Here is a 23,967-nt window from a genome sequence, read left to right on the forward strand (position 1 = left end):
GCGCTTGAATTCCGGTCTAGAATAGGAAATCGGCTTCGTGTATGGAGCCGCAAACCCCATATGGGGCGGGAATGGCGGGCAAAGCCCCGCTGGAAAGAGCGTTTGGGTGCAGCGATGACGAAATGGTCGCCGAATTCTTGGAGAGCAAAGCCGATCAAGCAGGTCCCTGCCTATCCGGACCTTGCGGCGCTGAAGAACACGGAAGCCCAGCTCGCCACCTTTCCGCCGCTGGTTTTTGCCGGCGAAGCACGCAAGCTGAAGAAGCAGCTTGCGGCCGTGGCAAACGGCGAGGCCTTCCTGCTCCAGGGTGGCGATTGCGCCGAGAGTTTCGCCGAGCATGGCGCGGACAACATCCGCGACTTCTTCCGCGTCTTCCTGCAGATGTCGGTGGTGCTGACCTTTGCCGGCGCGCAGCCGGTGGTGAAGGTCGGCCGCGTCGCCGGCCAGTTCGCCAAGCCGCGCTCGTCCGACAATGAGACCAAGGGCGAAGTGACGCTGCCGAGCTACCGCGGCGACATCATCAACGGCATCGAGTTCGACGCCAAGTCGCGCATTCCCGACCCGGCCCGCCAGGAGATGGCTTACCGCCAGTCGGCGGCGACGCTCAACCTTTTGCGCGCCTTCGCCCAGGGCGGCTATGCCAGCCTGGAGAATGTGCATCGCTGGATGCTCGGCTTCGTCTCCGATAGCCCGCAGGGTGAAAAATACGAGTCGCTTGCCAACCGCATCACCGAGACGATGGACTTCATGAAGGCTGTCGGCATCACCTCGGAGACCAACTATGCGCTGCGCGAGACCGATTTCTACACCAGCCACGAAGCGCTGCTGCTCGGCTACGAAGAGGCGCTGACCCGCGTAGATTCGACCTCGGGCGACTGGTACGCCACCTCGGGCCACATGATCTGGATCGGCGACCGCACCCGCCAGCCCGACCATGCGCATGTCGAATATTGCCGCGGCATCAAGAACCCGCTCGGCCTCAAGTGCGGTCCGTCGCTGACGGCTGACGGCTTGCTGGAGCTGATCGATCTGCTCAACCCGGAGAACGAGCCGGGCCGGCTGACGCTGATCGCGCGCTTTGGCTCCGACAAGGTCGCCGACCATCTGCCGAAGCTGGTGCGCGCGGTGCAGAAGGAAGGCCGCAGTGTGGTGTGGTCGTCAGACCCGATGCATGGCAACACGATCGAGGCGGCCGGCTACAAGACGCGGCCATTCGACCGCATCCTCAAGGAAGTGCAGACCTTCTTCGAGGTGCATCGCGCCGAAGGCACGCATCCGGGCGGCATCCATGTCGAGATGACCGGCAAGAACGTCACCGAATGCACCGGCGGCGCCCGCGCCATCACCGCCGAGGAACTGCAGGACCGCTATCACACCCATTGCGACCCGCGCCTCAATGCCGACCAGGCGATCGAGCTGGCATTCCTGGTCTCGGACCTCTTGAAGAAGAGCCATCCGGTGCAGCACAAGCAGGTAGCCAACGGCTAGGCTTGTTTGCTGGCTGACTTGATCAAAAGCGCCGGAGAAATCCGGCGCTTTTTTTCGTTTTTTGACGATGAATGACGGGCTGTCATCACATCCGAACTTACGAAAATGTGTTCGCGCCCGACCATTGCAAGACCACGATTGAGGCGGAACGCGGAAGCTCCGAGCCCTCTGCATCCGGTCGCCAGCACCATGCGCCACGAGCACGCCATCATTCACCACCGCGCGCTTGACTTCTGGTCGGCGCGCGCCGCGGTCCTCGTCATCATCTGCCTCCAGCTTCTGGTCATCAACAACCTGTCGTTCGGGCCGCGTTGGCTGGCGCCCGTGATCGAGGCGACGCTGCTTGTGCCGCTGTCGATCGCGACCGCCTGGACACAGATGGCGACGCAAAAGGCTGTCGACCACGAGCATTGGTATGCGATCGGCCGGTTTCGCGTCTACATCCGCCGGACGGCGCTGGTCACGACCGGCGTCATCAGCATCATGAATTGCGGGGCACTGGCTCTGCTGGTCAAGGCGCTGCTCGAAGGCCATGCGGGCGCCGGAACGACGCTGCTTGTCGATGCGCTGAACATCTGGGTCACCAACGTCATCGTATTTGCCTTGTGGTTCTGGAGCACCGACCGGGGCGGGCCGCCGACCTGCGGTTTGGTCAAGCGTGCCCAGGCCGACTTCCTGTTTCCGCAAATGACGCTGCCCGACCGTGAAACCCATGGCTGGCTGCCGGGTTTCATCGACTATGTGTTCCTGGCCTTCACCAATGCGACGGCGTTCTCGCCCACCGACACCTTGCCGCTCAGCCAGCGTGCCAAGCTGCTGATGATGGCGGAGGCGATGATCTCGCTGCTGACTATCGCGCTGGTGGCGGCGCGTGCCGTGAACATCCTCGCCTAGCGGGAGGCGATTTAGCGCCCGCGCTCCCAGCGCAGTCCATTCAGCCGGGGATCATTGGCGAAGGCGGTTCTGGAAAACTCGATGCGCCTTTCCGGAAATTCGCAGATCGCCTGGACGCCGAACGAGCCGAGCCGGATGCGCCAGGTGTGCGGCTCCAGCGGCTTGGCCTTGGTAAATCCGCGGCATGCCAGCAGTGCAATATTGGCGCCTTTGGGGTCGCGCGCCGAGCGGTAGCGGATCACCTCCATCCCGGCCTCGCGCGCGACATCGGCAATCGCTTGGCAGGCGGCATAATCGGTCGGGTGCGTCCACTGGGCCTCATCGCGGTCAAGCGGCGGTCGCGTCAGGTCGATGGCTTTGTCGGTGTGGATCGCGGCGGCGAAGGCAGTGTATTCGGCGGCGTCGTGCGGCCACGGTGTGTCGGGCGAATCCGCAAAGAACAGCAGGCGGTAGAAAGCCATTTCGGCGACTGCGGTCATGATCGTCTCCGCCGCGTAATAGACGCCAAGGGTGCGGCCGGCGCGGCGGAAGCGCGATCCGTAGGGATAGACCGAGCCGTAGCGGAAGGGCGTCGCCAGGAGATAGTGGAGATGCCGGCATTCCATGGGGATCTGCGGCTTGGTCTCCTCGATCAGGTCCTCGAGCAGCGCCTGTTCGTCGAGCGTGTCGACGACTTTCAGCGTCGAGACGCGGTGCTGCGCCTCGACCATGCGCCAGTATTTGCCGTCGAGCCGCTCAGACGAGAGCGCGTCGGGAGTCCAGATAGGCAATGACATCGACAAGCCCGGTGATGGTGAGGATCTTTTCAAGAGGGCTGCCGTCGAACGCCGTGTTGGCGTTCTTCAGCCATGCACGGGCTATCGTCTCGTCACCACCGACGATGGCATCGAGCGAACGGAACAGCCGCACGAACAGCACCGCAAGTTCGAACGGCTTGGTGCCGCGCTCCAGCAGGAATTCCTGCCTGCGCATGCGCGAAACCGTGGCTTCCGAGACGCCGATGATCGACGCCAGCATCCGGGAGGTTATGTCAAGGAGTTCGGCGGCGCGCAGTGTTGCCTTGGTCAGAACCGCATTTTCGGCCGCCTTGGCGGCTATGTTGGGTTGTGTCGTCGACATGGCCTCTCTCTTTCCATGGAAAATATAGTCCACGAAAATTCATATGGAAAGAGGCGACGTTCGACAAATATGCACAAGCCAGCGCACAGGCTGTGCGCCGAAGCGTCAGTCTTTCTTGTAGAGCAGCCAGTTCTTGCCGGTGCGGCCGGCCATCGTCGAATGCCGGGTGACGCGGTTGCGCCCACCGACCTTGGAGCGGTAGAGCGCCCGGTCCGCCTTGGTGTAGAGATCCTCCGGGCTTTCGGCCTCGGAGGCCATGCAGATGCCCATGGAGACGGTCACGGTGCCGTAATTGGTGCCGGTCTGGCTGCTGGTGAACGGCGTCTGTTCGATCAGCACGCGGATGCGTTCGGCGATCTCGTAGGTGGTATCCTCGCTGGCGCCTTCGATGATCAGCGCGAATTCCTCGCCGCCGGTGCGGGCAACGAACATGTCTTCGCGGATGCTGGTCTGGAAGATTTCGGCGACGATCTGAATGATCTTGTCACCGACCGGATGGCCGTAGCGGTCGTTGACATCCTTGAAATGGTCGATGTCGGCAAGGATCAGCGCGTTGAACAGGATACCCTTGTTGGAGGTGTAGATTTTGGTGATTTCCTTGTCGAAGGCGCGCCGGTTCCAGATATGGGTCAAGGGGTCGGTGTCGGCGAGCCGCTTGTACTCCTCGAGTTTCGACTTGACGCTTTCCAGTTCAGCCGTCTTGTCGCTGAGCGTGGTGGCAACCTGCTTGCCATGGTCGAGCGTCGAATTGGTGGCCACCGCCATGGCGCTGGCGACCTTCTGCAAGAGATCCTGTGAAAGCAGGCTGCGATTGGCCAGCCCTCTCGACGTCTCGTCGAGGATCTTGCCGTATTTCTCGATATGGCTGCGTTCGCTGCGCAGCAGCAAGGCGATTTCCTCGAGTTCCCTGGCCAGAACATCGCGCGCATGCTCGACAATGCCAGGCCCGTGATGCTGGGCAAAGAAGGCGCGGCCGATGCGGTCGAGATCGTCCTGTGTCGGCCGGTTGCCGAGCGCGACGACGGCAAGGCCGAGTTCGCGATTGGTGCCCTTCAGCGCTTCATAGAAGATTTCGTAATTGCGCGGCAGGCCGAGCACGCCGAGCTGGCGCATGGTCGTCACAACGGCCGTTGCAATGTCGCTGTTTCGGTCGGTCTGGGCGGCTGCCGGCTGCATCTTCTGTTCACTCTACCCCTGGGAACCATCGCAGACCTGCGCGTGCGAGATGTCGCCGACCGGGGGAGAACCAGCCGTATTTCGGATCATCTTACGAAAGACGCGTCCCCAATCGCGACCTTCGCTTGGCAACGACCATAAATGCGCCGGCGCTAAAGTTTCCTTAATGTGCCGCTAGGGAACGCGACAATTCTACTTCAGGCTGCAGTGGGGGAAAGCGCGAACACGCCTATCTCATGTCGCATTTGCTGGTGCCCGGCTTTCGCAAAACTGAAATCCTCTCCGGCGAAGCCGTGAACGATGGCAGGTGGAGGGCAGGGATGAGTGATATCAGCAGCGGGTCTTGCCTGTGCGGGGCGGTGCGTTTCCAGACGCAAGGGCCGTTGCGCGGCGTGATCTATTGCCACTGCTCGCAGTGCCGCAAGCAGAGCGGGCATTTTTACGCCGCAACCAACGTCGCCGATGACAACATCACCATAACGGGGACTGAGAACATCACCTGGTACGAAGCGTCTTCTTTCGCCAGGCGCGGCTTCTGCAAAACATGTGGCTCGGTGCTGTTCTGGAAGCCCGGCCAGGACGCCTATGTATCGGTTCTGGCCGGATCGTTCGATGCGCCGACAAGGCTCGAGGGCGAATGCCATATCTTCGTCGGCGACAAGGGCGATTACTACACGATCGACGATGGGCTGCCGCAGTTCGAGAGGTCGACGCCGACGATCAAGGTTGCGGACGAGTGATTTTTGGCATGGCTGCCTTATTCCCTTGATCCAGCCATTGCGATATCCCCTCCCGGTGATTCGAAGGGGATGCGCGGGCATGCAGCGGCTGATCGATGCTTTCTTCAATTCGGTGCGGGCTTTTCGCAAGCTCGCCGCCAGCGAAAAGGCGTTCCAGCAGGAACTGATGCTGCTCGTCCTGGCGCTGCCGCTCGGCTGGTTCGTCTCGGTGTCGTGGCGCGGCTACGCGCTGTTGATCGGCGCCGTGCTGCTTTTGATCATGGTAGAGGTGCTGAACACCGGCATCGAGGCGGCCTGCGATGCCTTCAGCCGCGAGTTCAACATCGACATCCAGCTCGCCAAGGACTGCGGCTCGCTGGCGGTGCTGATTTCGGTGATCATCGTCGTCGGTGTCTGGGGCATCGCCATCATCGAGCGCATCACAGGGCTACCGATCTGACATTCTGATCCCTACATGACGGTTACCAAAGGAGACTGTCATGGTGGAAGGCACCAATTTGCTGCTGCTTGAACGTGCAGGCCTGCCGGACGATCTGCGCTGGCTGGCGCAAAAATATCCGCGCGAAAACTGGCAGGGTCACGCCAACGTCCATGGCCTGGCCAATATGTGGCTGCAGCGGCACGACATGTTCCGTGAGCTCGGCGGCATGCTCACCACCGGAATTGGCGACTATCGTGAAGGCAAGCTGACGGCGCCGGATTTCGCGCGCTGGTTCGCGCCGCGGCTCAACCATTTCCTCGGCAATCTCGACGGCCACCACAATGTCGAGGACTATCAATATTTCCCGGCTTTCGCCAAGGCGGAGCCCCGGTTGAAGCGAGGTTTCGAGATCCTCGACGCCGATCATCACACCATCCATGAAGGGCTGGAGCGCAATGCCGAGACGGCGAATGCCTTCATTCGCACGCTGGAGGAGAGTGAGGATCGGCGGCGCTTCGCCGCCGACGCCTATGCCGGCGAGAACAGCCGGCTGATCGCCATGCTGAAACGGCATCTTGCCGACGAGGAAGATCTGATCATCCCGCTGATCCTTGACCGCGGCGACCGCGCTTTGGTCGAGGACGACGACTGAGCGGGAGCTATCCGGCTTCGCTCTGACGAGCGTCCTTGGCGCGCTCCTTGCCAGCGACGTTGCGGGCGATGAGCCAGGCAAGGATGGCGACGGCCAGCCCGATGGCAAGCGCGATCAGCAGCCTTTCGTGATGGAGCAGTGCCTTGCCGATCATCTGCTCCGCACCAAGGCCGAAGACATAGCCGATGCCGCAGAACAAGGCTGCCCAGACCAGCGACGAGATGGCGTTGAGGATGACGAAGCGCGGCACCGATATGCTGGCAAAGCCGGCCGCGACGCCGCCGACCAGGCGCAGACCGTAGAAGTAGCGGTTGGCCAGGACGAAGATGTTTGGGTGTGACGAGACGAGAGCGTAGGCGTGGTTGAAGCCGGGCCTCGCCTTCAGTTTCAGAACCCTGGGATGGTCGGCAAAGCTGCGGCCGAGGACGAAGAAAAAAGTGTCGCCGACGAAGGCGCCGAAAGCAGCCGCGAGAAAGGCTTGCCACGGCACGAAGACGTGCTGATGGGCGAAGAAGCCGCCAAGGATGGCGGCACTTTCGCCTTCGGCGACACAACCCAGGAAAACCGCGATCAGCCCGTATTGTTCGATGAGGTGATGAACGATCTCGGTCATTGAGACGTTTGCCGGCCGGACAGTTTTTCGTCGATGCGGCCCACCTGTTCGACCAGGCGCGCGATCTCCTCGCGCATGCCGATGATCTGGCTGTGGCGCAGTTCGTCCAGCTTTTCGTGCAGCGCCATGATCTCGATCTCGGCCTTGAGATTGACCTCGTAGTCATGAGCGGCGTCGATGCGATCGCGCGCGGCTTGGCGGTTCTGCGACATCATGATCACCGGCGCCTGCAAGGCAGCGATCATCGACAGAACCAGATTGAGGAAGATGAAGGGGTAGGGGTCGAACGAGTCTCGCCCCAGCAGCCACCAATTGGCGCCGATCCACAGGACCAGGAAGGCGATGAAGGACAGGATGAACGTCCAAGAGCCGCCGATGCGGGCGATGGCATCCGCGATCCGGTCGCCGGCGCCCTGAAGACCGGCGAGACTGTCGTTGATATCCTGCGAGATCGGTTTGCGGTCGACAGTGCTCTGCAACACCCGCCGCTCGAGCTCGCTGAGGGCCTCAGGCGTTCGTCTCAGCCAGCGGTTGGCCAGTTCTGGCACGGTCTTGTGCATGGTCGCCTCCATGGTCAGCGTCTGGCCTAGACCTAGAGGCTGCCGGCCCGGACGGGAAGTGGTAGATTGCCGCGTCTACCCGAAGTGAAACAGGGGAGCCAATGGCTGATTTCCACAGGATTCGTGCCCGTGCTGCAAAACGCAAAGGCGGCGATGCGGTGCTGACGTCGCTGCTTGGGCCTTCGCCCGACAACGCCGCCGTGGCCAAGATCACCGACGACCGCATCCTGTCGACCATGGCCGAACGGGTGTTTGCCGCCGGTTTCGTCTGGCGCGTCATCGAGCAGAAATGGCCGGGCTTCGAAGAAGCGTTCCTGCATTTCGAGCCGAAGCGGCTGTTGTTCCAGCCCGACGATTTCTGGCACGATCTGACAGCCGACAAGCGTATCGTGCGCAATCCGCAGAAGATCAAATCGGTGCGCGACAACGCCGCCTTCGTCGAGCGCGTGTCGAAGGAGCATGGCGGCTTCGGCAAGTTTCTGGCCGAGTGGCCGGCGGACGACCAGGTCGGGCTGATGGCGTATCTCGGCAAGCATGGCAGCCGGCTCGGCGGCAATACCGGCCAGTATTTCCTGCGCTGGCTGGAATGGGACGCCTTCGTCATATCGGCCGACATGGCGGCCGCACTGCGTGACGCCGGCCTCGACATGGCTGAAAGCCCGACGTCGAAGAGGGATCTCGACAAGATCCAGGCGCAGATCAACAAATGGGCTGAGGAAACGGGTCTGCCGCGCCGGCACATCTCGCGCATCCTGGCGATGTCGATTGGCGAGAACCATTCACCCGAAGCGCTGCGCGAATATATGGGCGAATAGACCATCACTGTTCAGTCCGGACACGATCGAATCGATCGGTCCGGATTGGCACAAACGAACGCCATTGCCGGGGCAATTTTGCCGCGCTAAACCGCAGGCATGACCAAGAAGACCGCTCCCGATATTCTGCGCATCGCTGTCGCCCAGCTCAACCCGACGGTCGGCGATGTCGTCGGCAACCTTGCCAAGGCGCGCGAGGCGAGGGCGGATGCCGCTCGCCAGGGCGCCGACATCGTGCTCTTCACCGAGCTTTTCCTTGCCGGTTATCCGCCGGAGGACCTGGTGCTGAAACCGGCCTTCCTCAAGATTTGCGAAAAGGCTGCGCAAGACTTCGCCGGGGATACCGCCGATGGCGGGCCGGGCGTCATCATCGGCACGCCGCTGAAGCGCAAGAGCGGCACCCACAATTCGATCATTTTCGCTGATGGCGGCAAGATCCTGGCCGAGCGCTACAAGCTCGATTTGCCCAACTATGGCGAGTTCGACGAAAAGCGCGTCTTCCAGGCCGGACCCGAGGCTCAGGGACCCGTCAACTTCCGTGGCGTGCGCATCGGAATTCCGATCTGCGAGGACATCTGGGGCGACGTCGGCATCTGTGAGACGTTGGCCGAAAGCGGCGCAGAAATCCTGCTGGTGCCGAACGGCTCACCCTATTACCGCGCCAAGATGGACGTACGCCACCAGGTCGTTATCCGCCAGGTCATCGAAACCGGTTTGCCGATGATCTACGCCAATCAGATCGGCGGCCAGGACGAACTGATCTTCGACGGCGCGTCCTTTGCCATCGGCGCCGATAAGACGCTGGCTTTCCAGATGAGCCAGTTCGAGGAGACGCTCGACGTCACCACCTGGAAGCGCACGGATGCCGGCTGGGTCTGCTCGGAAGGGCCGATGTCGAAAATCCCTGGGCGGGAGGAAGCGGATTACCGCGCCTGCATGCTGGGGCTACGCGACTACGTCAACAAGAACGGTTTCAAGAACGTCGTGCTCGGTCTCTCCGGCGGCATCGATTCGGCGATCTGTGCCGCATTGGCCGTCGATGCGCTGGGCGAAGAGCGGCTGCGCGCGGTGATGATGCCCTACCGCTATACCTCGAAGGATTCGCTGAAGGACGCCGAGGATTGCGCCCGCGCGCTCGGCTGCCGCTATGACATCGTGCCGATCTTCGAGCCAGTCGAAGGCTTTTTGCATGCGCTGACGCAGCTTTTCGAAGGCACCAAGGAAGGCATCACCGAGGAAAACCTGCAAAGCCGCGCGCGCGGCACCATCCTGATGGCGATCTCCAACAAGTTCGGCTCGATGGTCGTCACCACCGGCAACAAGAGCGAGATGTCGGTGGGTTACGCCACGCTCTATGGCGACATGAATGGCGGCTTCAATCCGATCAAGGACCTTTACAAGATGCAGGTCTATGCGCTGTCGCGCTGGCGCAACAGCCATGTGCCGCCGGGCGCGCTAGGGCCGTCGGGCGAGGTGATCCCGAAAAACATCATCGACAAGGCGCCGTCGGCGGAACTGCGCGAAAACCAAACCGACCAGGATTCGCTGCCGCCCTATCCGGTGCTGGACGACATTCTGGAATGCCTGGTCGAGAACGAGATGGGCGTCGATGCCATCGTCGCGCGCGGCCATGACCGGGCGACGGTGACGCGGGTCGAACATTTGCTCTACATTGCCGAGTACAAACGCCGGCAAGCGGCGCCGGGCGTGAAGATCACCCGCAAGAATTTCGGCCGCGACCGCCGCTATCCCATCACCAACCGTTTCAGGGATCGCGGCTAAACGTCTGATTCAATTGATGAACCTTGGGGGCTCGTATGTTTGTCAGCTATTTCAAGGGAACGCCTGAATATCACATCCTTTGCTTCAAGAACGGCAAGATAAGGCAGCAGGGGCGTGGCATCTCCTTCTGGTACGGCACGTTCGGCACCACCATCGCCATGGTGCCGGTGACGTCGCTCGACAACCCGTTCATCTTCACCGAGACGACGGCGAATTTCCAGGATCTGGCGATCCAGGGGTCGGTCAGCTACCGCATCGTCGATCCGCTCAAGGCGGCCGAAGGTTTTGACTTCAGCGCCAAGCTCAGCCGTTCCGACGTCGCCGGCGACGGTCGCGAGAAGATCGCCGAACGCCTGGTGCTGGCCATCCAGAGCCGGGCGCGTGCGGTGGTCTCGAACATGACGCTGGAACAGGCGCTGGCCGAGGTGACTAAGCTCGGGGGCAATCTCGCCGAACTGCTGCGCGGTGATCCGATCGCCGCGACTGCCGGCCTGTCGATCGAGGAGGTCCACATCACCTCGGTCCAGCCGACGCCGGAAATCCGCAAGGCGCTGCAGACCGAATATCGCGAGGCGCTGCAGCGCCAGGCCGATGCCGCGATCTACGGGCGCCGGGCCTGGGGGGTCGAGAAGGAGCGCGAGATCAAGCAGAGCGAACTGGCGACCGAGATCGAGCTTGCCGAACGCAACAAGCTGCTGGTCGACACCGAAGCGCGCAACAAGCTGACGCTGGCCGAGGCGGAAGCCAAGGCGCAGCAGCTGGAGCTCACCGTCTATTCGTCGGCGCCGGCGCATGTGCTGACGGCGATGGCCTTCAAGGCCTGGGCGGAAAAGGGCGGTTCGGTCGGCAATCTGTCGATCACGCCGGATATGCTGACCAGCGCGCTCAGCCAGCTTTCCACGCCGAAAGCTGGGTCGTAGAAGGCAAGCCAGAGTGGCCGGCGACCAGAACGACAGGCCGATCGACCGGGTGATCGTCGTCACCCGCAAGACCGAGCTCGAGGAGCTGACGACGCGCTTCAACACGCAGGGCCAGGCGCGTTTTTATCTCAAACAGGCCGGCATGAATTTCGACCCGGTCAAGGCGGCGCATGATGTCTACCATCAGGCGCTCGACCGGGTGATGGGTTCGCTGCCCCAAGGCCTCAAGCAGTTGCGGCTCGACCGGGAACTGGTGCCGCAGTTCGAGTTCGGCACCGATGTGGTGATCGCGCTCGGCCAGGACGGGCTGGTCTCCAACACCGCCAAATATCTGCCGTATCAGCCTCTGATCGGCATCAACCCGAATCCGGCGCTTTTCGACGGCGCCCTGCTGCCGTGGCGCGCCGAGGATACCGAAAAGGTCCTCGGCCTGACACTCTCCGGCAGGGCAAAGCGCCAGGCCGTGGTGATGGCGGAAGCGCGTTCCAATGACGGCCGCCGGCTGATCGCCTTCAACGACCTTTTCGTTGGCGCCTCGACGCATGTGTCGGCCCGCTACGAACTGACCTATGGCGGCAGGACCGAGCTCCAGTCGTCGAGCGGCATCATCATTTCGACCGGCGCGGGGTCCACCGGCTGGCTGCGCTCGGTCATGGCGGGTGCGGCCGGTCTGGCCGCGGCCTATGGCGACTCCGCGGTGCCGACCGTGCCGCCGCAAGGCTACGACCGCGAAGGCGAGCAGCTGTTCTTTTCGGTGCGCGAACCGTTTCCGAGCAACACGACTGGCGTGTCGCTCGTTCATGGCGTCATCACCCGCGACCGGCCGCTGGTGATTTCGTCGCGGCAGAGCAGGGGCGGCGTCATCTTCAGCGACGGGATGGAGGTCGATTTCGTCGAGTTCAATTCCGGCACGGACGTGACGATCGCGATCGCCGACCAGAAAGCCTATCTCGTGGTGCCGTAAGCGTACTGCGTGGCAACCCAATCCCCGACCGGACCGAAGGTTCGGCCGCCCTCATTTCTTGCGAGACACCATGCCCGACAGTGAAATCAGCTTCGACATGTCACGGATCGATTTTCGGGCGACCTCCGACCTGTTGATGGCGAGCTACTGGGGCGCCGGACGCAGCGACGAGTTTCATCGCCGCGCCTTCGCCAACTCGTTCTGCGCCGCGGCCTATATCGATGGGGATCAAGTGGGCTTTGGCCGGGCCATCACCGACCGTGCGGTGTTTGCCTATCTCGCCGACATCATCATCTGGCCGCAGCATCGCGGCCGGGGCATTGGCTTGCAACTGGTGCAGGCGCTCATCGATCACCCTGAACTCAGCACGGTCTCGCATTGGAGCCTGTCGACCGGTGACGCGCATGGCGTTTATGAGAAGCTGGGCTTCAAGGCATCTACCGATGGCCGCTATATGCGCCTCGATCGCAACCCTGATTGAGGCGCAGGCAAGGGCTTGGCCGTCTGTTGTTGCAAAATAACCTCACTGGTTAGACCAGATTAGTTTTGCCGCGCACTTGGTCTTGGCGATCCGTCGGGGCGTCTCTATAACGACCGCTCCGCAATTGTCTTGCGGGAGGTCCGAATGGCAGTATTTCACATGGTGATGCGAGGCCGCGAAGCTTAGGTCTCACCTGGTGTCCGGCGAAGGTTTACCCTTCGCGCCGATGCCGGGTCGAGTACAGGCTTCTGCCGATGCCGGTCGCCCCCTGATATCTCGGGCGCGCCGCCACCTATGCCGAACCTCCGCAGCCCCGGGCGAATTGCCCAGCGCGGTTTTCAATTTTCGACCTTACCGGGACCGGGCACGTTTGCGCCCGGATGACATCATGGCTCGTTTTCGAATCGATCTGCGCGCAAGTGCCTTTCGCAGCGTTTTAGGCTTCACATTCAGCCACTGGCGGCGCCAGCCGTGGCGGCTATCGCTGGTCATGGGCGGTTTTCTGCTCTCCACATTTGCAGAGGTGTTGGCGCCGCTCTATTCCGGCCGGCTTGTCGATGCCGTCGCCAGCGGCGGCGCAGCCGACGACGCTGCGTGGAGTGCAGCGATGGCGGCTTTCTTCGCGCTGGTCGCTCTGGCCTTGTCCGGCCTGGTGGTGCGCAACCTGGCGTTCATGGGGCTTGTCGAGCTGACATTGAAGATGATGTCGGATATCGCGGCCGACGCTTTTCACCGTGTCCAACGCTTTTCCACCGACTGGCACGCCAACAGCTTCGCCGGATCGACGGTGCGCAAGGTCACGCGCGGCATGTGGGCGCTCGACCTGCTCAACGACACGATCCTGATCGCGCTTTTGCCTTCGGTCGCCATGCTGGTCGGTTCGACGCTGCTGCTTGGCTGGTTCTGGCCGCTGATGGGGCTGGTGATAGCCGTTGGCCCGGTGGTGTTCATCATGGTCACGGCGACGCTGTCGCTTGCCTATGTCGCGCCTGCGGCAAGGCTCGCCAACAGCTGGGATACACGGCTTGGCGGCTCGCTCGCCGACGCGGTGAGCTGCAATGCCGTGGTCAAGGGTTTTGGCGCCGAGACGCGCGAGGAAACGCGTCTTGCCAAGGTCGTCGCCAAATGGCGGGCGCGGACGAGCCGCACCTGGGTGCGCGGCACCATCAACGGTGGTGTGCAGGGCGTGATGTTGCTGGTACTGCGGACGGCGGTCATAGGCCTGTCGCTGATGCTGTGGGCCTGGGGCCAGGCGAGCGCCGGCGATGTCGCTTTCGTGCTGACGTCGTTTTTCGTGCTGCAGGGCTATCTCAGGGATATCGGTACGCACATCCGCAATTTGCAGCGCTCGATCAACGACATGGAGGAAATGGTCGATTTCCAGTCGCAACCGCTGGGCATCGTCGACCGGCCTGGTGCTCAACCGATCCGCATCAAGCAGGGCGCCATCAGCTTCGACAATGTCACCTTCCACTATGGCAGCCATCGGCTGCCGCTCTACCGCGACTTTTCGGTGGACATTGCGGCCGGTGAACGCGTTGGGCTGGTCGGTCATTCCGGCTCGGGCAAGACGACCTTCGTCAAGCTGATCCAGCGTCTCTATGACGTCAGCGGCGGCAGGATCCTGATCGATGGGCAGGACATCTCGCAGGTGCGCCAAGCGTCGCTGCGGGCGCAGATCGCCATCGTCCAGCAGGAGCCGATCCTGTTTCACCGCTCGCTGGCGGAAAACATCGCCTATGCCCGGCCGAACGCCACGCAGGCCGAGATCGAGCATGCCGCGAAGCTCGCCAGCGCGCATGACTTCATCACCAGCCTGCCCAAGGGGTACGGCACGCTGGTCGGTGAGCGCGGCGTGAAACTGTCGGGCGGCGAACGCCAGCGCGTGGCGATCGCGCGCGCCTTCCTGGCGGATGCGCGCATCCTGATCCTGGACGAGGCGACATCGAGCCTCGATTCGGAATCGGAAGTGCTGATCCAGCAGGCGATGGAGAGGCTGATGGTCGGCCGCACGACGCTGGTCATCGCGCACCGTCTGTCGACGGTGCGGGCGCTCGACAGGCTGCTGGTGTTCGACCGCGGCAAGATCGTCGAGGAGGGCTCGCATGACGAGCTGATCCGGCTCAAGGGCGGCATCTACCGCCGCCTGTTCGAGCGCCAGGCGCTGGAACTGACCAAGGGCCTGGTGATCTAACGAGTGCGGAACCCATCCCGAGGCGATCGGGATGGGTTCTGCCTGGTCTATCCAGGCATTCTCTCGAATGGCTGGAGCGCGGGATCGATCGTGTCCCAGGCGTGGCCCCGGATCTTGTAAGTGACCGCCTGCGGATTGAACTGGCCGGGATCGTCAAGGCTGGTGGCGTGGATTGCCGTCACCTCCGGCATGGCGACGAAGGTCACGTATACCGGCGTGCCGCAGGTCGGGCAAAAGGCCTGGACCTTTTCATTGCCGCTGTCAGCGATCATCCGCCAGGAACTCGGCTGGCCCGTGACCTTTACGTCAGCGCGGCGGCCGAAGGTCACATAGGAGCCGTGGCCCGTGCCGCTGCGCTTCTGGCAGTCGAGGCATTGGCAGTGGTTCTGAAAGATTGGCTCGCCGCTCGCCTCATAGCGGATCGCGCCGCAGGCGCAGCCGCCTGCAAAATGTCTGGTCATTATCGTTCTCCCGCTGGAAGCTTGCTTCAGGCCGATTTCGGCTTGGCGAAAAGGTCGATGCCGGTGCCGGTTTCGAGGAAGGATTTCATGCTGGACAGCACGGCCGGCCAGCCCTGGCTGATGCCCTTGGCCATGCCGCTGCCGGCCTCGAGTTCGTCATGGGTGACGGTGAGCCGGACCATGGCGTCATATTCCTCGATGGCGAAGGTCACCCGGCTCTGCTTGGTCGGATCGTCGGCCTGCGAGGCGTTGGCCCAGGTTATGACCAGACGGGTCGGCGGCGAGATTTCGACCACCTTGCCGACGAGTTCGACTGTGCGCTCGTCATTGGCGCGGATGTGTTCCCATTTCGAACCCGGCTTCCAGTCGGAGACATTCTCGTGGGCCCAGTAGCGCTTGGCGATATCGGGCCTGGTTATGGCCTCGAACACCTTTTGCGGCGTCGAACGGATGTAGGTCACGTAGACAAAACTGGTGGTTTCTCTGCTCATTGGTCGTCTCCTTCGAGTTCCTGTTTCAGGTCGTGCATCAGGCTCAGCCGCTGCCGTTCGAATTTGCGCACCCACCGCTCGTAGACTTCGTGCAGCGGCACAGGGTTGATGAAATGCAGCTTTTCGCGGCCGCGTTTGACCGTGCTGATCAGATTGGCAGCCTCCAAAAGATCGATGTGCTGTGTCGCGGATTGCCTGGCCATATCGAGGTTTTCGCAAAGCTGGCCCAGCGTCTGCCCATTCTTCTCACACAGAAGATCGAGCAGCTTTCTGCGTGTCGGGTCGCCCAGCGCTTTGAAAACCTTGTCGGCGTCCATCGGTCTCACTCATCACTTGAGGCCATAATATGCAGGTAACTACCTGCATGTCAACTCGCGACCAATCGTAACTCCGATGGGGGGAGGGGTCTGTCGATGTCAGATGGAAGTCGGATCGATGGCGCCGCGGGCGAAACATTGAATGGAATCAATGTCGAGGCCCGATGCGAGCGCTACGGCGCGATCGCGGCTCCAGACGCTCAGGGAACACGGTCGCAAGCCGAAGATGGTCGGCATCGCCAGCTTACGCGTCAGCGTTCCGGTATCTCGGGCTGTCATGGCGAGAGGAAATCGTTGCCAAGGTCAAGCCGGCGGAGAACAAGGGGACCTACCAGGCAATGCCGGACGGCTCGATACGGCGCAACCAGACCGTCAAAGAGGCGGTTGACGCGATGGCAAGGCGGCGTCGGGCGCGCGGATAAGTCTAGTCCGCCTTTACGTCAGGTATCGAAACGTGTGGCAGATAGAACCAACGCCTGGTGTACTCGAATGGACCCTCACAGATCGATTGGAGGGGCCTGTAGTTCGGCGTCTCGACCCACATCTTGCAGCGATAGTGCTGCCGGCCTTCGCCCAGTGTTTTGTCATGTTCGAAGACAACCGACCTGACTCCATTCAACACGGCGTCGTAAAGGCGACGGCAGTTATCGGGCTCAAACAATCTGGGATCTATCGGCTGCCTCTTTTGCGCTCGCCAAGGCTCGAAGGGTTGGTCTCGCGTATACGCCATCTCTGAGGTGTAGATCATCTCGCGAACGTGCAACTCCGGATCGTCGCCAAGGCCGAACCTAGCAAACCGGGAAGTCATCTGAACGGATGGAGCATTGCTAACCCATTCGTTCGCCTGCTTAACTGGGCTACATTCTTCGGGAAAGACTTTGGATTCGGTACTCGCCTGGACCATAGAGGGAAAGCAGGCCAAAACCGCACCGATCAACAATGCTCTGGAAATCCTGATCACAATTCACCTCAGGTTTGGTCGGCTGCGGCCGTGATTGGGGACGGGCGGCACAACCCTATAACACCTATCCCAGCCCCACAGCCGCCAATAGGCACGGTCGCTGTGGAGTTGTGTCTAGGTCCTGGCGACGAATTTGTCGGGATCGGCGCAGAAATGGGCGATGATCTGGCAAAGGTCGGGCTCGTTGACCATGCGCACGGCCTCGGCCGAATTGACCCATTTGCGGGTGCGCGCGCGCTTTTCCTTCCAGCGGTCGGAGACGCGCTCGACCTGCATTGGAAATACCAGTACCTCGCAAGGCACTTCCTCGCCGGAAGCCAAGGCCTTGGCGTAGAAATAGCGGCCGGCTTCGAAATGCGAAATCTTGCCACGCAATCCGGCTTCCTCGCCGGCCTCGCGCGCTGCAGCCTCGCAGAGCGGCTCCCTGGCTTCGGGCCAGCCCTTGGGCAGCACCCAGCGGCCGGTGTCACGGCTGGTGATCAGCATGATTTCGACACCGTTTTCGGTGGTGCGCCAGGGCAGTGCAGCAACCTGCAGACGACACGGCGCGGTGCCGAAGAGTCGCCGGACCCTTTCGGCCATATGGTTGTGCGTCGTTGGTTTCGTCAACATCGCAGAAAGCTACCCCAGCCCTCAGAATCGTTTGCCGCCAAACGAATCTTACGGCGAAGTGTAAGTCATAAAAGTAAAAAACGTCACACCAACCCGTCAGATTCCGCCAACAGGGGGCAATTCAACAGAATATTGTGCCTTGCGCCGCCCGTTTCCATAGCAAACGGAGCCGGTCCGGCCGCTTGGACAGAAAAAGGGCGGCTGCGACTCAGCCGGCGTGATCGTCGGCGATCGGCTTCTGGTAGGTAAAACCCATGTCCCAGGGAAAATAGATCCAGGTGTCCTGGCTGACTTCGGTGACGAAGGTGTCGACCAGCGGCCGGCCTTTCGGCTTGGCGTAGACGGTGGCGAAATGCGCCTTGGGCATCATGGCGCGCACGATGCCCGCAGTCTTGCCGGTGTCGGTGAGGTCGTCGATGATCAGCACGCCGGCGCCGTCATCGGTGAGCAGGGCGGGCGTGATCTCCTTCAGCACCTGCAACTGCCCCTGGCTGGTGTAGTCGTGATAGGAGGCGACGCAGACCGTCTCGATGACGCGGATACCGAGTTCGCGCGAGATGATGGCGGCGGGAACCAGGCCGCCGCGGGTGATACAGACGATGGCCTTCCATTGACCCTTGTTGGCGCCGGCTAGCCGCCAGGCGAGCGCACGAGCATCGCGATGGAACTGGTCCCAGGAGACCGGAAAGGCTTTTTCAGGAAGGGACATTGTTGCTGCACTCCGCGCGCCAAGGGAATGCGCGCGGAATTAGCCGGAAAGCCTTGGCCTTGGCAAGGGCCGGATAGATTGTAGGTTCAGCGCGACAGAAAAGCCGCCACGGGCACGGTGCGCAACACGGTGCGCGTGACGCCGCCGAACAGAAGCTGGCGCAGCCAGGAATGGCTGTAGGCGCCGAGCACAAGAAGGTCGGCGCCTGTTTCAGCGATCCTGGTCTGGATGACGTCATCGACCGAGGCATTGCCCGACTTCTGCACCGAAACGCTGACGGTTGCGCCATGTCGGGAGAGTGCGGCGGCGATCTCCGCGCCGGCGGCTTCCGGGTTATCGTCCAGCGTGTCCGGCGGATCGATGACCAGAATGTCGGTCTTCTCGGCCTCGATGATGAAGGGCAGGGCGTCGAAGGCGGCGCGAGCTGCCTCCTTGCTGCCGTTCCAGGCCAGGAGCACATGCTTGTATGTGGTGACCAGCGGTCCCTCATGCGGCACCACAAGCACCGGGCGGCCGGCATCGTAGACCAGCGTGTCGACATCGGCGCTCGGATCGCCGCCGGTCTCGCGCTGGGCGGCGATGATCAGGTCGGCGGCGCGAACGCTGGAAATGCCGGTCAGCGCACTGTCGCCGGAAAAGCTCTCAAGGCTGCGCCATTCAAAGGAAAGACCGGATTTTTCGATCTGCCCGAGGAAAAGCGCCTGCAGCTTTTCGGCGCGCTCGCGGTTCATGTCGGCGGACACCTGCAGGAATTCGGTGTCGGGAAAACCCGTGGCCGAGGTGTAGGGAACGGGCAGCGCTTCGGCATGGATGCCGATGAGATGGCTCTCAAACCGGTCGGCAAGCGGAATGGCGCAGTCGAGCACGCGCTCGGCATCCTGTTCGTTCTGCAATATCGCGACGATGGTCTTGAAGCGCATGGGAATCCCTCAAATCTGCCGGCGCCGGGTGCGCCCGAGGGAAAACGTCAGAGTACGGCGCTTGGTTCCGGGTCGGCGATAGGCCTCTAAACCCCAAGGTCAATTGGCGGCAGTGAAGCCGGCCACCATCGCCTCGACATCGCTGCGCGCCGCATCCAGCGCCTCCTGGCTGCGGGCACGGACGACCAGCTCGGTCCAGAATTTGCCGTCGCCATATTTCGGATAAGAGCCGATGATCGTGTCAGGATGCGCCTTCTGGATGTCGCCCAGGGGACCGCCGATCAGGCCTTCGCCGAACGGGCAATGGACGGTGGCCGACAGCATTTTTGTGCCGGCCTTCAGCGTCGGCACGACATTGTCGAGCATGGCCTGGAAGATTGACGGCACACCGGCCATGACATGGACATTGCCGATGCGAAAGCCGGGCGCGACGGAGACCGGGTTGTCGATATGGTCGGCGCCGCGCGGCATGCGCGCCATGCGCTTGCGCGCCTCGGTGTATTCGATGCCGCGCGCGGCATAGCTCTCGCCCAGCATGGCATAGGCCTTGGCGTCGTATTCGCAGGGCACGCCAAAGGCCTTGGAGATCGAATCCGCGGTGATGTCGTCATGCGTCGGGCCGATGCCGCCGGTGGTGAAGACGTAGGTGTAGCGGGCACGCACGGCATTCACCGCCGCTATGATCTCGTCTTCCTCGTCGGGAACGATGCGCACCTCCTTCAGGTCGATGCCGATGGCCGTCATGATGTCGGCGAGGTGGCCGATATTTTTATCCTTCGTGCGGCCGGACAGAATCTCGTCGCCGATGACGAGCATGGCGGCAGTGACGATTTCAGGCATGGAAGGCTCCGGCGGAAGGCGCCTCAGGGCAGGCCCTGGGCAGACAAGGTTGCCTGAGATAGCGCGACATGCGACGGGCGGCAATGCCGGCAGAAGCCGCCACCTGCCTTGCCGTGCGCCTGGCAGTGGGTGATGGTGCGCGCCGGTCCGCTCCCGGGTGAAACATGCTGGTATCGATTCTGCTGTGGCTGCTTGGCGGTCTGCTCCTGCTGGCTCTCGTCATCGTCGCCTGCCTGGTGGCGGCAACGCTGTGGATCGCAGCCAAGGCCGAAAGACTGGTGCCGGCCAGCGGAAAATTCGTCGATATTGACGGCAACCGCATCCACTATGTCGAAACGGGCAAGGGGCGGCCGATCGTGTTCGTGCACGGACTTGGCGCCCAGCTCCACCAGTTCCGGCACACGCTGTTCAATCGCTTCGGTCCAGGTTACCGGCTGATCGCGCTCGACCGGCCGGGATCGGGCTATTCGGTGCGGGCGAGGGGCGCCACCGGCCGCTTGCCTGAGCAGGCCGAGATCGTCAGGCGTTTCATCGAAACGCTCGGACTGGAAAGGCCGCTTGTGGTCGGTCACTCGCTGGGCGGGGCCGTCACGCTGACCCTGGCGGTGGAACACCCCGAAGCGATTTCCGGCATCGCCTTGCTGGCGCCATTGACGCATCTGGAAGCCGGTGCGCGCGAAAAGGCGGGCCTGCTCTATATCCGTTCGCGGCTTTGGCGCGGGATCATGGCCTATACCATCGCGACCCCAACCAGTCTCAGATATGCGCGGCAGACCCTGGAGTTCATCTTTTCGCCGCAGGGGGTTCCCACCGACTATATGGTCAATGGCGGCGGCTGGCTCGGGCTGCGGCCAACCCATTTCCATGCGACCTCCACCGATTTCGTGGCAGTCGAAGAGGATCTTGCCCGCATCGAGCAGCGCTACGGCGAGATCGCCATGCCGGCCGGCATTTTCTTCGGCACCGCCGATCGCGTCATCGATATGCGCATCCACGGCGAGCCGATGAAGGACAGGATCGGCGGGCTGGATTTCGAGATGGTCGACGGCCTTGGCCACATGCCGCAATTTGCCGAACCGGACCGCGTCATCGCCTTCATCAAGCGCATCGCCGAGCGGGCATTTTTGCCATAGGCATCACCGCGGCCTCACGACAATTTCACTGAACCATTCGGCGGATGTCCGGGTTTACTCCCGTGTCGCACCCAAGGCGGCAGATACGGAGTAATTCAATGTACAGGAAACTTTTCGCGGCATCCGTTCTGACGATCGGTCTTGCCACATCGGCGATGGCCGAGTCATCCGACGGCACCTCTTCCAACCATCGCAGCTGGTGGCCGTTCGGCAACGAGCAGTCCTCGACCGTCGACCACAGCACCACCGGCAGCATCAATGCCAGCGGTCAGGCCAATGGCGGTGCCGGCGGCCCGTGCGCCTCCGACCCTGCAGGACCCTACGGAAATGTGAGGCCTAACGTGAACGATCAATATTGCGGCAAGTGATCGAGCCGCTGTTTCGACTGACCGGCAGGATGCCCAAAAAAGGCATCCACGGCCGGCAGCGGGCGGAGTAAATGATCAGTCGGAAACTTCCGTTTGCGGCCGATCGCGGCCGTCGGCCAGTTCGTCGTGCCACTTGCCGTCGGCATCCTCATACTGGATGCCGTCCGTAGTGCCGGCGACCTGCTGCTCGGCCGAGGCAATCTCGGCGGCGCGCAGCGCGTCCTGGTGGCTTGGGAATGTTTCCGAGAATGTCGAACCGACCTTGTAGGCCCAGCCCCCGTCATGCTCGACGATCTTGTAAGTCAGCTTCGCCATGAAATCCTCCGGTTCGTCCGTTCGTTCGATGCAGCCGGTTCGTCAATGCAATTTGGCGTCGGGCAGCCGGTCTTCGGGAACCAGCACTTCCGATTCCTTGGCCGCTTCGATCAAAGCCCTGCGTGCATCGGCCGTCGAACGATAACCTTCCAGCACTTTGAGGCAAGTGTCGAGAGCATCACGATGGCGCGGGCCGCGATTGAGCGGCCAGACCGTCATCAGACACTCCGCTGCTTCCTGGGTGCTGCGGATCTGGCGATATTTGCCGACATGGCCGAGTTCGACCACGACGGGCGTTTCAAAAGGTTTGCTATCCATGATGGCCGCAACGCAAAGCAGCCAATTTGGTTGCAAAAGTGGCAATCACCCTGCGCCCAAACGTCTCAGCGGCCTCTCAGTAGCCGCAGTCGTTGCGCAGCCAGCGCGCGTTGGCCCAGCCGGTCCGGCCCTTGAAGTCGATCTGGTACCAGTTGCCGCGGCGGTCGAAGATTTCGGTGTGATCGCCGTTGAACAGTTGGCCGATCATGCGCGACGACGAACTCGGCCGCGTCCGCACGGCGAGGAAGCCGCTGCCCGTATCCAGATCGTAGTGTCTGGACAGGCCGTGCACCGTGCCCTCGCAATATTGCGCCCCAACCGGAGACGGCGCGGCGAACGACAGCGCGACCACCAGAGCGGCGGCCGCGGGATAGATTGCCCTTGATGCCATGACTTTGCTCCCAACCCGGCCGCCAAGGCGGCCTTGCCCCAGGGGAATGTGCGAGTGGATTAAAGCGAAGCTTCGGCTGCCTGTCCAGCAAATGCGTTTTTGCGCAGCCGACGGTGCAGGCCGCTCAGTCCTTCATCCAGTGCTGCATCGTCGTTACCGAGCGGGCGAGCTGCGGCGCCGGATGGATTGTCTCGCCAAAGGTGGCGGCGGCGCGCCAGCCCCAGCGCGGATCGGCGAGGAAGGCGCGGGCCAGCGCCACCATATCGGCGCGGCCGTCGGCGACGATAGCCTCGGCCTGGGCGGGATCGTCGATCAGGCCGACAGCCCGCGTCGGAATGCCGGCGCCCTTGCGCACCGCTTCCGCCAGATGCACCTGGTAGCCGGGGCCGGTCGGCAGCTTCTGCAAGGGCGAATTGCCGCCGCTCGAGCAGCAGAGATAGGCAATGCCCAGCGCTTTCAGCGCCTTGGCCACCTCGATCGCGTCCTCGACCTCGAAACCGCCATCGACCCATTCTTTCACCGACAGGCGCGTGCCCAGCATCAGCTTGGGAACCGCCTTGCGCACCGCCTTGACGATTTCGAGCAGGAAACGCATGCGGTTTTCCAGCGAGCCGCCCCAGCGGTCGGTGCGCTGGTTGGAAAGCGGCGACAGGAACTGGAAGATCAGGTAGCCGTGTGCGGCGTGCAGTTCGAGGAAGTCGAAGCCGGCGCGCTCGGCCCGTCTTGCGGCTTGAGCGAAGCGTTCGACGAGCTGCAGGATTTCATCCTCCTCCAGCGCATGCGGCACGTTCCAGCCGGTGTCGTAGGGAACAGCCGAGGCCGAGACGGTCTGCCAGGGATCCTCACCCGGCTGCAATGGACCGCCGCCTTCCCAAGGCTTTCTGTTGGACGCCTTGCGCCCGGCATGGGCGAGCTGGATGCCGAATTTCGTCTCCGGAGCAGCGACGCGCCTGGCGGCATCCAGCGTGCGCCGGGCGGCGGCTTCGTTGTCGTCGTTATAGAGGCCGTGGCAGCCATGGGTGATGCGGCCGCGCCGTTCGACGTCGGTCATCTCGACGGTGACCATGCCGGCGCCCGACATGGCCAGGTTCATCCAGTGATAGAGGTGCCAGTCGCTGGCCGAGCCGTCGTCGGCGGAATATTGGCACATCGGCGCCACCGCAATGCGGTTCGGGAAGGTCAGGCCGTCGAGGGTGATCGGCTGGAAAAGCGCTGCGGTCATCAAAAAACTCCGGGGACGGGGGCTTGAGCTATGTAGGCGCTGGCAGTTGCCGGCACCAGACACGAGGCAGTGAAAGCTTCGCCGTTTCGG

General features: G+C 62.5%; 29 protein-coding genes. 13 read left to right on the plus strand and 16 right to left on the minus strand.

The window, feature by feature from the left end; all coding sequences use genetic code 11:
• Window positions 1–114 precede the first annotated feature (114 nt).
• Complete coding sequence (locus AC1DYJ_RS12760; protein ID WP_477281270.1) at window positions 115–1,488, plus strand: class II 3-deoxy-7-phosphoheptulonate synthase; 1,374 nt, start codon at window positions 115–117, stop codon at window positions 1,486–1,488.
• Window positions 1,489–1,677: 189 nt separating this feature from the next.
• Window positions 1,678–2,382, plus strand: coding sequence for a hypothetical protein (locus AC1DYJ_RS12765; RefSeq protein WP_477281272.1), 705 nt, complete (start codon window positions 1,678–1,680; stop codon window positions 2,380–2,382).
• 11 nt (window positions 2,383–2,393) lie between these two features.
• On the opposite strand, the gene AC1DYJ_RS12770 is transcribed toward AC1DYJ_RS12765, so the two are convergent.
• The 3 genes from AC1DYJ_RS12770 to AC1DYJ_RS12780 all read right to left on the minus strand — a co-directional run bounded on the left by AC1DYJ_RS12770 (window position 2,394) and on the right by AC1DYJ_RS12780 (window position 4,677).
• Window positions 2,394–3,158, minus strand: coding sequence for an RES family NAD+ phosphorylase (locus AC1DYJ_RS12770; RefSeq protein ID WP_477281274.1), 765 nt, complete (start codon window positions 3,156–3,158; stop codon window positions 2,394–2,396).
• Window positions 3,118–3,501 carry an antitoxin Xre/MbcA/ParS toxin-binding domain-containing protein gene (locus AC1DYJ_RS12775; RefSeq protein ID WP_477281276.1) on the minus strand — a complete coding sequence of 128 codons (384 nt, stop codon included), beginning with the start codon at window positions 3,499–3,501 and terminating at the stop codon, window positions 3,118–3,120. The genes AC1DYJ_RS12770 and AC1DYJ_RS12775 overlap by 41 nt, the downstream gene beginning before the upstream one ends.
• 105 nt (window positions 3,502–3,606) lie before the next feature.
• Window positions 3,607–4,677 (minus strand): GGDEF domain-containing protein, encoded by a 1,071-nt coding sequence (locus tag AC1DYJ_RS12780; RefSeq protein WP_477281278.1) that lies wholly within the window; start codon window positions 4,675–4,677, stop codon window positions 3,607–3,609.
• Between the two features lie 320 nt (window positions 4,678–4,997).
• Between AC1DYJ_RS12780 and AC1DYJ_RS12785 the strand changes: the two genes are divergently transcribed.
• From AC1DYJ_RS12785 to AC1DYJ_RS12795, 3 genes are all read left to right on the plus strand, one after another.
• A complete protein-coding gene (locus AC1DYJ_RS12785) occupies window positions 4,998–5,417 on the plus strand; it encodes a GFA family protein (RefSeq protein WP_477281280.1) in 420 nt (139 codons plus the stop codon).
• Window positions 5,418–5,496: 79 nt separating this feature from the next.
• Entirely contained in the window at window positions 5,497–5,856 is a 360-nt protein-coding gene (locus AC1DYJ_RS12790; protein WP_477281282.1) for a diacylglycerol kinase, read from the plus strand.
• Between the two features lie 40 nt (window positions 5,857–5,896).
• Window positions 5,897–6,490 carry a hemerythrin domain-containing protein gene (locus AC1DYJ_RS12795; RefSeq protein ID WP_477281284.1) on the plus strand — a complete coding sequence of 198 codons (594 nt, stop codon included), beginning with the start codon at window positions 5,897–5,899 and terminating at the stop codon, window positions 6,488–6,490.
• Between the two features lie 7 nt (window positions 6,491–6,497).
• Here the strand turns inward: AC1DYJ_RS12795 and AC1DYJ_RS12800 are convergent, their stop codons facing one another.
• Together AC1DYJ_RS12800 and AC1DYJ_RS12805 are read right to left on the minus strand one after the other, a co-directional pair.
• Window positions 6,498–7,103 carry a DedA family protein gene (locus AC1DYJ_RS12800; protein WP_477281286.1) on the minus strand — a complete coding sequence of 202 codons (606 nt, stop codon included), beginning with the start codon at window positions 7,101–7,103 and terminating at the stop codon, window positions 6,498–6,500.
• Window positions 7,100–7,663: a DUF1003 domain-containing protein gene (locus AC1DYJ_RS12805; protein ID WP_477281288.1), complete on the minus strand. Its 564-nt coding sequence runs from the start codon at window positions 7,661–7,663 to the stop codon at window positions 7,100–7,102. Before AC1DYJ_RS12805 ends, AC1DYJ_RS12800 begins: the two co-directional genes overlap by 4 nt.
• A gap of 101 nt (window positions 7,664–7,764) precedes the next feature.
• Here AC1DYJ_RS12805 and AC1DYJ_RS12810 point away from each other — a divergent pair, with 101 nt between their 5' ends.
• The 6 genes from AC1DYJ_RS12810 to AC1DYJ_RS12835 all read left to right on the plus strand — a co-directional run bounded on the left by AC1DYJ_RS12810 (window position 7,765) and on the right by AC1DYJ_RS12835 (window position 14,819).
• The gene (locus AC1DYJ_RS12810) at window positions 7,765–8,478 is read left to right on the plus strand and encodes a DNA-3-methyladenine glycosylase I (protein WP_477281290.1); all 714 of its coding nucleotides are present in this window, start codon (window positions 7,765–7,767) and stop codon (window positions 8,476–8,478) included.
• 99 nt (window positions 8,479–8,577) lie between these two features.
• Entirely contained in the window at window positions 8,578–10,260 is a 1,683-nt protein-coding gene (locus AC1DYJ_RS12815) for an NAD+ synthase (protein WP_477281292.1), read from the plus strand.
• A 35-nt stretch (window positions 10,261–10,295) separates the two neighbouring features.
• A complete protein-coding gene (locus AC1DYJ_RS12820; protein WP_477281294.1) occupies window positions 10,296–11,180 on the plus strand; it encodes an SPFH domain-containing protein in 885 nt (294 codons plus the stop codon).
• Window positions 11,181–11,193: 13 nt separating this feature from the next.
• On the plus strand, window positions 11,194–12,144 hold the full coding sequence (locus tag AC1DYJ_RS12825) for a diacylglycerol kinase catalytic domain-containing protein (protein WP_477281296.1): 951 nt from the start codon (window positions 11,194–11,196) through the stop codon (window positions 12,142–12,144).
• A gap of 70 nt (window positions 12,145–12,214) precedes the next feature.
• The gene (locus tag AC1DYJ_RS12830; RefSeq protein ID WP_477281298.1) at window positions 12,215–12,625 is read left to right on the plus strand and encodes a GNAT family N-acetyltransferase; all 411 of its coding nucleotides are present in this window, start codon (window positions 12,215–12,217) and stop codon (window positions 12,623–12,625) included.
• 388 nt (window positions 12,626–13,013) lie between these two features.
• The gene (locus tag AC1DYJ_RS12835; RefSeq protein ID WP_477281300.1) at window positions 13,014–14,819 is read left to right on the plus strand and encodes an ABC transporter ATP-binding protein; all 1,806 of its coding nucleotides are present in this window, start codon (window positions 13,014–13,016) and stop codon (window positions 14,817–14,819) included.
• 47 nt (window positions 14,820–14,866) lie between these two features.
• Here the strand turns inward: AC1DYJ_RS12835 and AC1DYJ_RS12840 are convergent, their stop codons facing one another.
• The 7 genes from AC1DYJ_RS12840 to AC1DYJ_RS12870 all read right to left on the minus strand — a co-directional run bounded on the left by AC1DYJ_RS12840 (window position 14,867) and on the right by AC1DYJ_RS12870 (window position 20,130).
• The gene (locus AC1DYJ_RS12840; RefSeq protein ID WP_477281301.1) at window positions 14,867–15,280 is read right to left on the minus strand and encodes a GFA family protein; all 414 of its coding nucleotides are present in this window, start codon (window positions 15,278–15,280) and stop codon (window positions 14,867–14,869) included.
• Window positions 15,281–15,306: 26 nt separating this feature from the next.
• Window positions 15,307–15,771, minus strand: a complete 465-nt coding sequence (locus AC1DYJ_RS12845; RefSeq protein WP_477281303.1) for an SRPBCC family protein — start codon at window positions 15,769–15,771, stop codon at window positions 15,307–15,309.
• Entirely contained in the window at window positions 15,768–16,088 is a 321-nt protein-coding gene (locus AC1DYJ_RS12850) for an ArsR/SmtB family transcription factor (protein WP_477281305.1), read from the minus strand. Before AC1DYJ_RS12850 ends, AC1DYJ_RS12845 begins: the two co-directional genes overlap by 4 nt.
• 1,075 nt (window positions 16,089–17,163) lie before the next feature.
• Window positions 17,164–17,661 (minus strand): NUDIX hydrolase, encoded by a 498-nt coding sequence (locus AC1DYJ_RS12855; protein WP_477281307.1) that lies wholly within the window; start codon window positions 17,659–17,661, stop codon window positions 17,164–17,166.
• A 208-nt stretch (window positions 17,662–17,869) separates the two neighbouring features.
• Complete coding sequence (gene gpt, locus AC1DYJ_RS12860; protein ID WP_181061551.1) at window positions 17,870–18,370, minus strand: xanthine phosphoribosyltransferase; 501 nt, start codon at window positions 18,368–18,370, stop codon at window positions 17,870–17,872.
• 86 nt (window positions 18,371–18,456) lie between these two features.
• On the minus strand, window positions 18,457–19,290 hold the full coding sequence (locus tag AC1DYJ_RS12865; RefSeq protein ID WP_477281309.1) for a universal stress protein: 834 nt from the start codon (window positions 19,288–19,290) through the stop codon (window positions 18,457–18,459).
• A gap of 99 nt (window positions 19,291–19,389) precedes the next feature.
• Entirely contained in the window at window positions 19,390–20,130 is a 741-nt protein-coding gene (locus AC1DYJ_RS12870; protein ID WP_477281311.1) for a competence/damage-inducible protein A, read from the minus strand.
• Between the two features lie 164 nt (window positions 20,131–20,294).
• Here AC1DYJ_RS12870 and AC1DYJ_RS12875 point away from each other — a divergent pair, with 164 nt between their 5' ends.
• Both AC1DYJ_RS12875 and AC1DYJ_RS12880 read left to right on the plus strand, forming a co-directional pair.
• Window positions 20,295–21,263 (plus strand): alpha/beta fold hydrolase, encoded by a 969-nt coding sequence (locus AC1DYJ_RS12875; protein ID WP_477281313.1) that lies wholly within the window; start codon window positions 20,295–20,297, stop codon window positions 21,261–21,263.
• A 98-nt stretch (window positions 21,264–21,361) separates the two neighbouring features.
• On the plus strand, window positions 21,362–21,631 hold the full coding sequence (locus AC1DYJ_RS12880) for a hypothetical protein (RefSeq protein ID WP_477281315.1): 270 nt from the start codon (window positions 21,362–21,364) through the stop codon (window positions 21,629–21,631).
• Window positions 21,632–21,706: 75 nt separating this feature from the next.
• On the opposite strand, the gene AC1DYJ_RS12885 is transcribed toward AC1DYJ_RS12880, so the two are convergent.
• The 4 genes from AC1DYJ_RS12885 to AC1DYJ_RS12900 form a co-directional block, all read right to left on the minus strand.
• Window positions 21,707–21,946 (minus strand): DUF2188 domain-containing protein, encoded by a 240-nt coding sequence (locus AC1DYJ_RS12885; protein ID WP_097575240.1) that lies wholly within the window; start codon window positions 21,944–21,946, stop codon window positions 21,707–21,709.
• A 42-nt stretch (window positions 21,947–21,988) separates the two neighbouring features.
• Window positions 21,989–22,267 (minus strand): DUF982 domain-containing protein, encoded by a 279-nt coding sequence (locus AC1DYJ_RS12890; RefSeq protein ID WP_477281745.1) that lies wholly within the window; start codon window positions 22,265–22,267, stop codon window positions 21,989–21,991.
• 73 nt (window positions 22,268–22,340) lie between these two features.
• Complete coding sequence (locus AC1DYJ_RS12895; protein ID WP_477281318.1) at window positions 22,341–22,655, minus strand: SH3 domain-containing protein; 315 nt, start codon at window positions 22,653–22,655, stop codon at window positions 22,341–22,343.
• 124 nt (window positions 22,656–22,779) lie between these two features.
• Window positions 22,780–23,877, minus strand: a complete 1,098-nt coding sequence (locus tag AC1DYJ_RS12900; RefSeq protein ID WP_477281320.1) for an NADH:flavin oxidoreductase/NADH oxidase — start codon at window positions 23,875–23,877, stop codon at window positions 22,780–22,782.
• Window positions 23,878–23,967: the final 90 nt, after the last annotated feature.

The sequence above is a fragment of the Mesorhizobium sp. P2_B11 genome (assembly GCF_056404855.1).

Coding starts and splice junctions, on each gene's coding strand:
- AC1DYJ_RS12760 (WP_477281270.1), top strand. CDS start 115: ATGACGAAATGGTCGCCGAATTCTTGGAGAGCAAAGCCGATCAAGCAG.
- AC1DYJ_RS12765 (WP_477281272.1), top strand. CDS start 1,678: ATGCGCCACGAGCACGCCATCATTCACCACCGCGCGCTTGACTTCTGG.
- AC1DYJ_RS12770 (WP_477281274.1), bottom strand. CDS start 3,158: ATGTCATTGCCTATCTGGACTCCCGACGCGCTCTCGTCTGAGCGGCTC.
- AC1DYJ_RS12775 (WP_477281276.1), bottom strand. CDS start 3,501: ATGTCGACGACACAACCCAACATAGCCGCCAAGGCGGCCGAAAATGCG.
- AC1DYJ_RS12780 (WP_477281278.1), bottom strand. CDS start 4,677: ATGCAGCCGGCAGCCGCCCAGACCGACCGAAACAGCGACATTGCAACG.
- AC1DYJ_RS12785 (WP_477281280.1), top strand. CDS start 4,998: ATGAGTGATATCAGCAGCGGGTCTTGCCTGTGCGGGGCGGTGCGTTTC.
- AC1DYJ_RS12790 (WP_477281282.1), top strand. CDS start 5,497: ATGCAGCGGCTGATCGATGCTTTCTTCAATTCGGTGCGGGCTTTTCGC.
- AC1DYJ_RS12795 (WP_477281284.1), top strand. CDS start 5,897: ATGGTGGAAGGCACCAATTTGCTGCTGCTTGAACGTGCAGGCCTGCCG.
- AC1DYJ_RS12800 (WP_477281286.1), bottom strand. CDS start 7,103: ATGACCGAGATCGTTCATCACCTCATCGAACAATACGGGCTGATCGCG.
- AC1DYJ_RS12805 (WP_477281288.1), bottom strand. CDS start 7,663: ATGCACAAGACCGTGCCAGAACTGGCCAACCGCTGGCTGAGACGAACG.
- AC1DYJ_RS12810 (WP_477281290.1), top strand. CDS start 7,765: ATGGCTGATTTCCACAGGATTCGTGCCCGTGCTGCAAAACGCAAAGGC.
- AC1DYJ_RS12815 (WP_477281292.1), top strand. CDS start 8,578: ATGACCAAGAAGACCGCTCCCGATATTCTGCGCATCGCTGTCGCCCAG.
- AC1DYJ_RS12820 (WP_477281294.1), top strand. CDS start 10,296: ATGTTTGTCAGCTATTTCAAGGGAACGCCTGAATATCACATCCTTTGC.
- AC1DYJ_RS12830 (WP_477281298.1), top strand. CDS start 12,215: ATGCCCGACAGTGAAATCAGCTTCGACATGTCACGGATCGATTTTCGG.
- AC1DYJ_RS12835 (WP_477281300.1), top strand. CDS start 13,014: ATGGCTCGTTTTCGAATCGATCTGCGCGCAAGTGCCTTTCGCAGCGTT.
- AC1DYJ_RS12840 (WP_477281301.1), bottom strand. CDS start 15,280: ATGACCAGACATTTTGCAGGCGGCTGCGCCTGCGGCGCGATCCGCTAT.
- AC1DYJ_RS12845 (WP_477281303.1), bottom strand. CDS start 15,771: ATGAGCAGAGAAACCACCAGTTTTGTCTACGTGACCTACATCCGTTCG.
- AC1DYJ_RS12850 (WP_477281305.1), bottom strand. CDS start 16,088: ATGGACGCCGACAAGGTTTTCAAAGCGCTGGGCGACCCGACACGCAGA.
- AC1DYJ_RS12855 (WP_477281307.1), bottom strand. CDS start 17,661: ATGTTGACGAAACCAACGACGCACAACCATATGGCCGAAAGGGTCCGG.
- gpt (WP_181061551.1), bottom strand. CDS start 18,370: ATGTCCCTTCCTGAAAAAGCCTTTCCGGTCTCCTGGGACCAGTTCCAT.
- AC1DYJ_RS12865 (WP_477281309.1), bottom strand. CDS start 19,290: ATGCGCTTCAAGACCATCGTCGCGATATTGCAGAACGAACAGGATGCC.
- AC1DYJ_RS12870 (WP_477281311.1), bottom strand. CDS start 20,130: ATGCCTGAAATCGTCACTGCCGCCATGCTCGTCATCGGCGACGAGATT.
- AC1DYJ_RS12875 (WP_477281313.1), top strand. CDS start 20,295: ATGCTGGTATCGATTCTGCTGTGGCTGCTTGGCGGTCTGCTCCTGCTG.
- AC1DYJ_RS12880 (WP_477281315.1), top strand. CDS start 21,362: ATGTACAGGAAACTTTTCGCGGCATCCGTTCTGACGATCGGTCTTGCC.
- AC1DYJ_RS12885 (WP_097575240.1), bottom strand. CDS start 21,946: ATGGCGAAGCTGACTTACAAGATCGTCGAGCATGACGGGGGCTGGGCC.
- AC1DYJ_RS12895 (WP_477281318.1), bottom strand. CDS start 22,655: ATGGCATCAAGGGCAATCTATCCCGCGGCCGCCGCTCTGGTGGTCGCG.
- AC1DYJ_RS12900 (WP_477281320.1), bottom strand. CDS start 23,877: ATGACCGCAGCGCTTTTCCAGCCGATCACCCTCGACGGCCTGACCTTC.